This is a genomic window from Providencia sp. PROV202 (assembly GCF_028479565.1).
Classification (GTDB): Bacteria; Pseudomonadota; Gammaproteobacteria; order Enterobacterales; family Enterobacteriaceae; genus Providencia; species Providencia zhijiangensis.
Genome location: NZ_JAMPNV010000004.1, coordinates 286,111 through 295,354, shown reverse-complemented (window position 1 = coordinate 295,354; position 9,244 = coordinate 286,111). Strand labels below are relative to the sequence as shown.

At 46.4% G+C, this 9,244-nt stretch carries 6 protein-coding genes; 3 read left to right on the top strand and 3 right to left on the bottom strand.

Annotated elements, in window-relative coordinates:
* Positions 1-149 precede the first annotated feature (149 nt).
* The 3 genes from PR799_RS02915 to ttrS form a co-directional block, all read right to left on the bottom strand.
* Positions 150-1,097 (bottom strand): Kdo(2)-lipid IV(A) acyltransferase, encoded by a 948-nt coding sequence (locus PR799_RS02915; RefSeq protein WP_272521210.1) that lies wholly within the window; start codon positions 1,095-1,097, stop codon positions 150-152.
* A 67-nt stretch (positions 1,098-1,164) separates the two neighbouring features.
* Positions 1,165-1,761 (bottom strand): tetrathionate respiration response regulator TtrR, encoded by a 597-nt coding sequence (ttrR, locus tag PR799_RS02910; protein ID WP_272521209.1) that lies wholly within the window; start codon positions 1,759-1,761, stop codon positions 1,165-1,167.
* A 130-nt stretch (positions 1,762-1,891) separates the two neighbouring features.
* The gene (ttrS, locus tag PR799_RS02905; RefSeq protein WP_272521208.1) at positions 1,892-3,637 is read right to left on the bottom strand and encodes a tetrathionate respiration histidine kinase TtrS; all 1,746 of its coding nucleotides are present in this window, start codon (positions 3,635-3,637) and stop codon (positions 1,892-1,894) included.
* A 261-nt stretch (positions 3,638-3,898) separates the two neighbouring features.
* Here ttrS and ttrB point away from each other — a divergent pair, with 261 nt between their 5' ends.
* The 3 genes from ttrB to ttrA are packed head-to-tail and all read left to right on the top strand — an operon-like array spanning position 3,899 to position 8,746.
* Complete coding sequence (gene ttrB / locus PR799_RS02900; protein ID WP_154604198.1) at positions 3,899-4,636, top strand: tetrathionate reductase subunit TtrB; 738 nt, start codon at positions 3,899-3,901, stop codon at positions 4,634-4,636.
* Positions 4,636-5,664 (top strand): tetrathionate reductase subunit TtrC, encoded by a 1,029-nt coding sequence (gene ttrC, locus PR799_RS02895; RefSeq protein ID WP_195848255.1) that lies wholly within the window; start codon positions 4,636-4,638, stop codon positions 5,662-5,664. Before ttrB ends, ttrC begins: the two co-directional genes overlap by 1 nt.
* Positions 5,657-8,746 carry a tetrathionate reductase subunit TtrA gene (ttrA, locus tag PR799_RS02890; RefSeq protein ID WP_272521207.1) on the top strand — a complete coding sequence of 1,030 codons (3,090 nt, stop codon included), beginning with the start codon at positions 5,657-5,659 and terminating at the stop codon, positions 8,744-8,746. The genes ttrC and ttrA overlap by 8 nt, the downstream gene beginning before the upstream one ends.
* Positions 8,747-9,244 lie beyond the last annotated feature (498 nt).

Below are 9,244 nucleotides of genomic sequence, written 5' to 3'. Positions count from 1 at the left end.
GTGTATGCTCCTGGGGATCCACTCATTTGCCGCCTAGCTGCAGCACAAACTATTTTGGGAGAACCACCTAGCTACTATATGAGTTGTTTCGAAAATGTGCAGCTATAGGGTGATTCACCACACACCAACAATGTCGGGAATTACATAGCCTAGCGGTGGTGGATTTTATCTAAATCGCCGTACAGGGACGGTTCTCCCTTTGGACGCGTTTTAAAACGGCGGTGCATCCACATATATTGCTCTGGCGCCCGTAAAATTTCTTTCTCAATGACCTGATTCATCATCGTCGCGGTGGCGACGTTGTCGTCCACAGGGAAATCGTCCACGGCAGGCTGGATCAGCAATTTATAACCTTTACCATCGGGTAAGCGGATAGCTGAAAACGGCACAACGAGTGGATTGCCAAGAGATAATAAGATCTGTGAGCCATTGGTGGTGGCTGCTTTTTCTACTGCAAACAATGGAGCGAATGAACTGTTTCGAGGACCGTAATCATGGTCAGGGGCATACCATAAAATTTCCCCTTCTTTTAATGCGCGGATCATGCCTTTAACGTCTTTACGGTCGAGCATATATTTATTGGATTTCAAACGACCGCGAGTTTGTAGCCAATCCATCAGTTTATTATCGTTAGCGCGATAAACACCAATGCCGGGGTTCAACATACCAAATGCGCGACCGCCGATTTCTAATGTTAAGAAATGGACACCTAACACAATAATGCCACGGCCGGTTTCTTGAGCAGCGAGCATATTTTCACGACCTTCAACTTTAAACCAACGGCGCACTCGCCAATCAGGCCAGAACCACGCCATTCCCGTTTCGAAAACGCCCATACCGACGGCTTCAAAGTTCTTATCCACCATTTTTTGGCGCTCTTCTTGGCTCATCTCAGGAAAACACAACTGCAGATTACGATCGGCAATTTGGACGCGTTTTTTTAAGAAGCGCTTGGAGAAACGCCCCAAACGGGTACCTATCCAATAAATGATGGGATAAGGAAGCAGGACGAGCAGGTAGAGCACACTAATGCCAAACCAAACTAGCCAGTAGCGGGGATGTAATAAACTTTTTTCAAATTTTGGTGCTGGGATCATTGTTTTTTCGGTTTCTACTTAAGTGGATTTCAATTAAAAATAGCTTGTTAATCTGAATGATATCAAATTAACCCGCAAAAAGTTGTGCTGTTTGCATGGTGCTCATTAATTCGGCAAGGTTTCTCACTGCCATTTTTTCCATCACTCGGGAGCGATGCACTTCGACGGTTCGCACAGAGACGCAAGCCACTTCTGCGATTTCGCGGTTAATTAGCCCTTGAAGCACATAGGTGCAAACATCTTTTTCTTTCGGCGTTAAGGTTTCATAACGCTGTTTAATCAATGTGCGTTCAGTGGCTTTGATGGTTTGTAAGCGAGCTTGCTCAAGGGTTTCGGCAAGTTGCTGGCTATCAATGGGTTTTTGTAAAAAATCGATAGCGCCTAATTTCACCTGCTCAACTGCCATTGGGATATCCCCATGACCAGAAAGGAAAATTACTGCGAGGGTGCTTTGCTGCTCTTTCAGGTATTGATGTACTTGGCGCCCGTCAAATTTTGGCATGCGCATATCGAGCAATACAATGCCTTCCTCATGCAGAGGGGCTTGCTGGATGAACTGCTCACTGTCGTTCCAGACGGCAACGTTATAGCCGAGCGTTTCGAGTAAAAATTGACAGGAATCAGTGACATCGGTGTCATCGTCGACAAGGTGAATGACTGGCATTAATTCATCCCTCGTGGCTTATTTCTTGTTTGTATAAGTTTCTTGCTTATATAAGTAGTATGCATAACATTGTCACATATAGTTATTGGGAATGTTATCTTTTGTGTGGCAAAACATGCGCTATTTTTGATTATCTCGAGTAATTAAAAATTAGCGTCACACGCAGCCCATTCTTACCGTCATCATTATGTTGATTTTCAATGCGAATATCCCCACCTTGGCTTTGAATTAATCGCTGGCAAATCACCAATCCGAGTCCTAATCCTTCCTGTTTAGTGGTGGCGAATGGCATGATCCCTTGATTGAGCTGCTCGTCAGGCATTCCACCGGCATCATCTTGTAATACAAGTAAAAAGCGTCCATCGGCAAAGTGAAAGCCAAAGGTTAAAGTGGTGGCACCCGCTTGTAGGCTATTGCTGATCAAATTTGAGAGCAACTGGTCGAGTAGGGTATCTGGTAGCAAAAGCTGGACATCGGGAGTTTCGGGTAATTGCAACCTAACGGTTGGAAAATGTTGCTCAACTTGCAACAGTTGCCAAATATGATTAATGGTCTGTTTGACGGATTGCTGGCGTAGAGTCAGACGGGATTCTTGCCCCGGTTTTCCGGCCCATAAACGCAGGTTTTGAATAATATCAGCCCCCCGTTGAGCCTGCTCATCAATCTTACTGATAGCACCAAGAAGCGGGTGGTTTTCCGACTCTTTTTTCAATCGCAAAATAGAGCCTTGGGCATAATTTCGAATCGCGGATAACGGTTGGTTCAATTCATGGGCAAACCCAGATGCCATTTCACCTAATATATTGAGTCGCTGCGCTTTTTGTAGATTAGCTTCTTGCTGGCGTAGGCGATTATGTGCGACTTCAAGTTGTTGGCTACGACGGCGAACCAAGAAGGCTATCCAGACGTGGTTAATACCTAACAATAAGAATATTAAAGCGATAATACCGATGGTAATTTGGTGCTGAATTGTCCAACTGACAATATCTTGCCAGATTTCCCGTTGCTGTGGGTGTTGGTTAACGTCGCGCAGTAAGTTTTCAACTTGTGTGATGGATGCTGGAGCCCCCCAGCGCATATTGGGCGTATCGCCAGAAAGCAAAACTTTGGTGACTTTATCCACTAAATTGTCAGGAACTTCGCTTAACGCGGCGAATGACCAATTAGGGTAAAGTTCAGTGCTGGTTAGGCAGGGTAACGCACTCTCTTTTTGAACAAGTGGACGGAATTGGTGTTTATCAATCAGTCCTTCACTGTCCATGTTTTCTAATAGGCAGACTGGGACAATGGCTGCAGAGAGGGATTTATCCCGTAAAGCGTATAACAGCGCATCCGCCGGGAAACCCAAAAACTGCATTCGAAAGTCTTTTTCTGTGTCATACCCCAAATCTCTTAACACTTTATAACCTAATAGATATCCCCCAAATGCATCGGGGGATATTGCGCCGACTTTTTTGCCGATGAGCTGATCAGTACGGTGAATGTCGCTATCTCCACGTACCAGAATAAGGCTACCTATTACGTTGCGCGTCGTGCTGTTTGGCTCCACATCTGAGCGTAAAGAGAGCAGCCAGCGTAGGTGATAGCGATTATCGAGCTGGATAAATTGAGCTGGGTTAGTGAGTAAGAAATCAATTTTGCGATTCGAAATCGCCTCTTTCATTTCTTCAAGATTCAGGGGTTGCAGGGTAAAGCGCTCCCCCGGAATGGATTCATTGAGGGTGTCCACCAAAGGTTGCCAGTGCAACTGAGTGAAACTCGGCCCTCGCAGGGCGAGAACACCGATCGTCCATTGTGCCGCACCCGCCGGAATGCACCATAGCAGCAGGGTCATTAAGAGTATGTGATACAACGGGATAGACGTTTTTTTTAACATTTGGGGTTTATTCGTTGCGTTAGATCAAGATCCCTTCGGGTATGTGGAAAACCACAATAGGGGCACAAGGCTTTTCTTCTTACTATGAACTCAGAATTATTAGAGTAGCACAAAGATAACACACCGATTTTAAAGAGAAATAAGAATTTAGTGGTTATCAGACATCGGTAACACGGTGTTACCAATACGTAAGATAAACCAATAATAGATTGATTATTAACTTTTATTTTCGCATTAGCAATGTCAATACTGGAGCCTATTATGGATCTGAGTAAACGAAAATTCCTACAACAGATTGGGGCCGTCACTGCGGGTGCATCGCTGATCCCAATCGCCGAGGCGGGTTTGAATTTTTCCCCAACTCGCCGTGAAGGCAATCCCGAAAAACGCTATGGCATGTTGATTGACCTGCGTCGCTGTGTAGGCTGCCAATCATGTACTGTTAGCTGTTCTGTTGAAAACCAAACACCTCAAGGTCAATTTAGAACGACGGTTAACCAATATCAGGTCTCCTTAAAAGGGGAGGAAGGGTTCACTAACGTTCTACTGCCTCGCCTGTGTAACCATTGTGATAACCCGCCTTGCGTGCCAGTTTGCCCAGTGCAAGCAACGTTTCAACGTGAAGATGGCATAGTGGTAATTGATAACGAGCGCTGCGTAGGTTGTGCGTATTGTGTACAGGCTTGTCCATACGATGCTCGCTTTATTAACCATTCAACGCAAACCGCAGATAAATGCACGTTCTGTGCGCATCGTTTAGAAGTCGGTTTATTGCCCGCATGTGTCGAATCCTGTGTGGGTGGCGCCCGTATTATCGGTGACTTAAAAGACCCTAACAGTACTATTCGCAAGATGCTTTCTGAGCACGAAGCGCAGATCAAAGTCTTGAAACCAGAAAGTGGCACGTTGCCGCAGGTATTTTATTTAGGGCTGGATGATGCGTTTGTGGAACCGTTGCAAGGTAAAGGGCAACCGGCATTATGGCAGGAGGTGTTCTGATGAGCGAACAAGTGACCTATATTTCCGAAATCATGGCACAGCCGCAAGAGTTTTTCTGGCTTCCTTGGGCGGTGCAATACTTTTTCTTTATTGGGATTGCTGCCTGTGCGGTGCTGTATGCCTGCTATCTTCATTGGCAAAACCGTAGTGGAAACGGCCGATTAGAAATGATCGCCGTGTTTATTGCTATCACTATGGGAATAACAGCGCCGTTAGCATTAACGGCAGACCTGCACCAAACCGCGCGTGTATGGCACTTTTATGCACATCCAACAATGTGGTCTTGGATGTGGTGGGGCTCTGTGTTGTTACCGCTATTTACCACGTTTGTTGGGTTGTACTTTGTAGCGCTGTTGGTCAAATTGATTTGGAAGAAAGAATATAAAGCGACTCGCTGGGTCGCCTTACTCAGTGCGTTATCATCCATTGGTTTACTGCTGTATACCGGTCGTGAAGCTTCAGTGTTAGTCGCTCGTCCAATCTGGTTTAGCTGGTGGATGCCAGTGTTGATGTTCTTAAGTGCAATGCAAGTGTTGCCTGCACTGATTAGCTTAGGCGCGCGTCGTGAGCCGCAATATCAAAACCGTTTAGCGCGTTTCCAAGTAATTACATTACTCCTGTTTGCAGTCTGTTTTGCATTGTGGATCTCCGGTGATACCACGTCAGGTATTGCAGTTCGTCAACAGTTAGATGTCGCAAGCCCGGGCTGGTGGATGTTAATGGGGGTTTGTGCACTGTGGGCAATCACATTTGTAATGGCATTGAGTAACGTGAAAGCGGTGCGCTCAGTCCCTTACATTACGGTTTTAGCGTTAGTGTCGATGGCGTTAGCGTGGGTATTACGCTGGATTTTCCTGATGGAGATCCAAGCGGTACCAAAATACAACATCATCACCAATCCATACCATTTCCCATTAGGCAATGATGGACTACTGGCGATTGTCGGTACATTTGGATTGTGGATTGCATTAACAATTATTGTTCGCGAAGGTGTTCGCTGGTTTGCGGGGAGAGTGCAACATGGCTAAATTCTCAAGACGTCAATGGCTTAAAGGTGGTTTAGTTGTCGGTGGTCTTGCTCTTTTTGGTGCAAGCTATCGTGAAGTTGCCAAACGTGCAGTGGATGGTTTAGTGGATGGCACCTCTGGCAAAGTGACGCTGGATCGCATCAATGGTAACTCACTGATCCCTGAAGGTTCAGCGATTGGTGGTTGGAAAGAGAACCCTGCGCAAGTGGTTTCAATGACACAATGCTTCGGTTGCTGGACGCAGTGCGGTATTCGTGCCCGTGTGGACAGTGCGAAGAATGAAGTTCTGCGTATTGCAGGGAACCCATACCATCCTTTATCCCATGAAAAGCATTTCCCATATGGAATGCCGTTATCCACTGCATTCGCCAAAATGGGCGGTGAAAGTGGTTTAGAACATCGTTCAACGGCATGTGCCCGTGGCGCCACGCTGATGGAAGGGTTAACCAGTCCATTACGTATTCTCGAACCGATGAAGCGCGTTGGTAAACGTGGTGAAGGGAAGTGGGAGCGTATTAGCTTTGAACAGTTAATTAAAGAAGTGGTTGAAGGTGGGGACTTATTTGGTGAAGGTCATGTGGATGGTCTGCGTGCTATTCGTGATTTAGAAACGCCACTGGATCCATCTCAACCAAAATTAGGGCCTAAAGCCAACCAGTTACTGGTGACTAACGCAGGGGATGATGGTCGTGATGGTTTTATTCGTCGCTTTGCTCAAAACGCTTTTGGTAGTAAAAACTTCGGGGCTCACGGGGCTTACTGTGGTTTAGCATATCGCGCAGGTTCTGGTGCGTTGATGGATGACTTGGATAAGAACGCCCACGTCAAACCGGATTGGGATAATACGCGTTTCGCGCTGTTTATCGGAACATCGCCAGCGCAATCAGGTAACCCATTTAAACGTCAAGGTCGCCAGTTAGCGAGTGCTCGTTTACGTGATTCGTTTAACTATGTGGTGGTTTCTCCGGCACTGCCATTGACCACAACTCTGGCCAATGACCATGGTCACTGGGTGCCAGTTCAACCGGGTACCGATGCCGCGTTAGTGATGGGGATGATCCGCTGGATTATCGAAAATGACCGCTATAACGCGGCTTATCTGAGTGTGCCAAGTGAAAAATCCATGGAAGCGGCAGGCGAGAAAAGCTGGACGAACTCAACTCACTTAGTGATCACCGATGATACCCATCCTTTGGCGGGTAATCTGTTACAGCAATCTCACCTAACGGGTGTGGTGGCTGAAGAGGGTGAGGACGAGAAAAAAGCCTATTTAGTTCAGGATGCAAACGGCGAGCTGAAACTGGCGGATGAAGTGACGAATGCGGAGCTGTTTGTGACTCGTCAAGTCACGCTTCATGATGGTAGCGAAGTGACGGTGAAATCCAGCTTCCAATGCCTGAAAGAAGCCGCAGATCGAATGACACTGGAAGAATACAGTCAGCGTTGTCAAGTGCCCGTGAAAACCATTGAATCACTGGGTAAAGCCTTAACCTCTTATGACAGAAAAGCGGCGGTGATTTCTCACGGCGGCATGATGAGTGGTAATGGTTTCTATACTGCATGGTCAGTGATTATGCTTAATGCGTTGATTGGTAACTTAAACCTGAAAGGTGGCGTCTCTGTCGGTGGTGGTAAATTTAACGGGGAGAATGATGGCCCTCGTTACAATATCGCAGGCTACAAAGGCAAGGTGAAACCGAAAGGTGTAGTGCTATCGCGCAGTAATGAAGTGTATGAAAAATCGGATGAATTTAAGGCAAGAGTGGCGGCAGGTGAAAAACCGTATCCAGCGAAAGCTCCTTGGTATCCGTTTGCGAAAGGTCAGTTAACCGAGCAGTTGGCTTCCGCATTGATGGGATATCCATATTCCCTGAAGGCGTGGATCACTAATATGACGAACCCAGTTTATGGTATTGCGGGTATTCGTCAGGTGATGGAAGAAAAACTGAAAGATCCGAAGCATCTGCCACTGATTATCGGTATTGATGCTTTCATGAATGAAACCACAGCGTTAGCGGACTATATTGTGCCAGATACCCACAACTTTGAGAGCTGGGGCTTCAGCGCACCATGGTCAGGTGTACAGGTGAAAGCGAGTACCGCACGTTGGCCGATTGTAGAGTCTCGCACTGCAAAAACAGCGGATGGCCAGCCAGTTTCAATGGAGTCATTCTGTATCGCAGTGGCTAAAGAACTGAACTTACCGGGCTTTGGTGACAATGTCATTGCGGATATGGATGGCAACATGTATCCGTTAAATACCGCGGAAGATTACTATCTGAGAGTGGCGGCTAACATGGCGTGGTTAGGTGAAAAACCGGTACCAGAGGCGGCAACAGAAGACATTACGATCAGTGGTGTCGAACGTATCATGCCGCAAATTACTCGCACATTGAAACCTGAAGAAGTTCGCCGTGTTGCGTATATCTTTACGCGTGGTGGTCGATTCGCGCCTTATGAGAAAGCGTGGGATGGCGATGCGACGGGTCCACAGTGGAAGAAAGGGTTACAAATTTGGAATCCTACGGTGGCGATTAACCGTCATGCTATCACTGGTGAGCGTTTTAGTGGTTGCCCGACCTACTATCCGCCTCGTATGGCGAATGGTGAAGATGTGAATGTGGTATTCCCAGAGAAAGAGTGGCCATTAAAAATGATGTCCTTTAAATCTCATGTGATGAGCAGTTCCACAACCATGATTGAACGTTTACGCCATGTGAAACCAACCAATATGGTGGCCATTCACCCTGATGATGCGGCGAAGGTGGGCGTTAAACACGGAGACTGGGTCAAAATCACCACACCAGGTGGCCAGGCGGAAGCTCAAATCAGTGTGCTTGATGGGGTTATGCCGGGCGTTCTCGCGGTTGAGCATGGATATGGGCACACCGAAATGGGAGCCAAACAGCACTATTTAGACGGCGAAGCTATGCCGATGAATGCGGCAAATGGTTCAGGTATTAACTTGAATGATTTAGGGTTTGCGGACCCGACGCGTGAGGTCGCCAATACTTGGCTTGATTGGGTATCTGGTGCTTCCGTGAGACAAGGTTTGCCTGCTCGTATCGAGTTAATTGGTTAAGACAGAAGTCCATCCAGTAGGTTGTAAGTTAGTAAAGTGTAAGTAGTAAAGTGTAGTTAGTAATATAAGCAGTAAAGAGGTTTCTGACCTACTCCGTTCTGCATAGCGGAGTAGGGAAGCGCCTCTAAAAGCAGTTGACATTGCGCTCTACGATGCAGTTTACCCATCGTAACTTCGGCAAATGCCAGGGAGGGGGAGCCCTCCCTTTTTTCTTTTCTATTTAATACAGATAGCTAATACAAGTATTGTTATAAAAACAGTTTATAAAAATATTGCGCTATTTTTCTTAAGTGGATATTTCTTCCTGCGAGCCATTAGCCATTCAAACAATAAAACCGTTGTATTACTAATAATTTGTAGGGTTGCCTGCATTAATGTCATGGGTTCCATCCATAAAAAAGGCGGGGTCAATCCCACCTAGTTAAAAGTTTATTAGCTTAAAAGCTATCAAACTCGTCATATTTTGTTCTCATATAGAACCTCTTTCAAGTGGGGGAT

What these genes read in the sequence shown, in the direction of transcription:
- PR799_RS02915 (WP_272521210.1), bottom strand. Translation starts at nt 1,097, where the DNA reads ATGATCCCAGCACCAAAATTTGAAAAAAGTTTATTACATCCCCGCTAC.
- ttrA (WP_272521207.1), top strand. Translation starts at nt 5,657, where the DNA reads ATGGCTAAATTCTCAAGACGTCAATGGCTTAAAGGTGGTTTAGTTGTC.
- ttrB (WP_154604198.1), top strand. Translation starts at nt 3,899, where the DNA reads ATGGATCTGAGTAAACGAAAATTCCTACAACAGATTGGGGCCGTCACT.
- ttrS (WP_272521208.1), bottom strand. Translation starts at nt 3,637, where the DNA reads ATGTTAAAAAAAACGTCTATCCCGTTGTATCACATACTCTTAATGACC.
- ttrC (WP_195848255.1), top strand. Translation starts at nt 4,636, where the DNA reads ATGAGCGAACAAGTGACCTATATTTCCGAAATCATGGCACAGCCGCAA.
- ttrR (WP_272521209.1), bottom strand. Translation starts at nt 1,761, where the DNA reads ATGCCAGTCATTCACCTTGTCGACGATGACACCGATGTCACTGATTCC.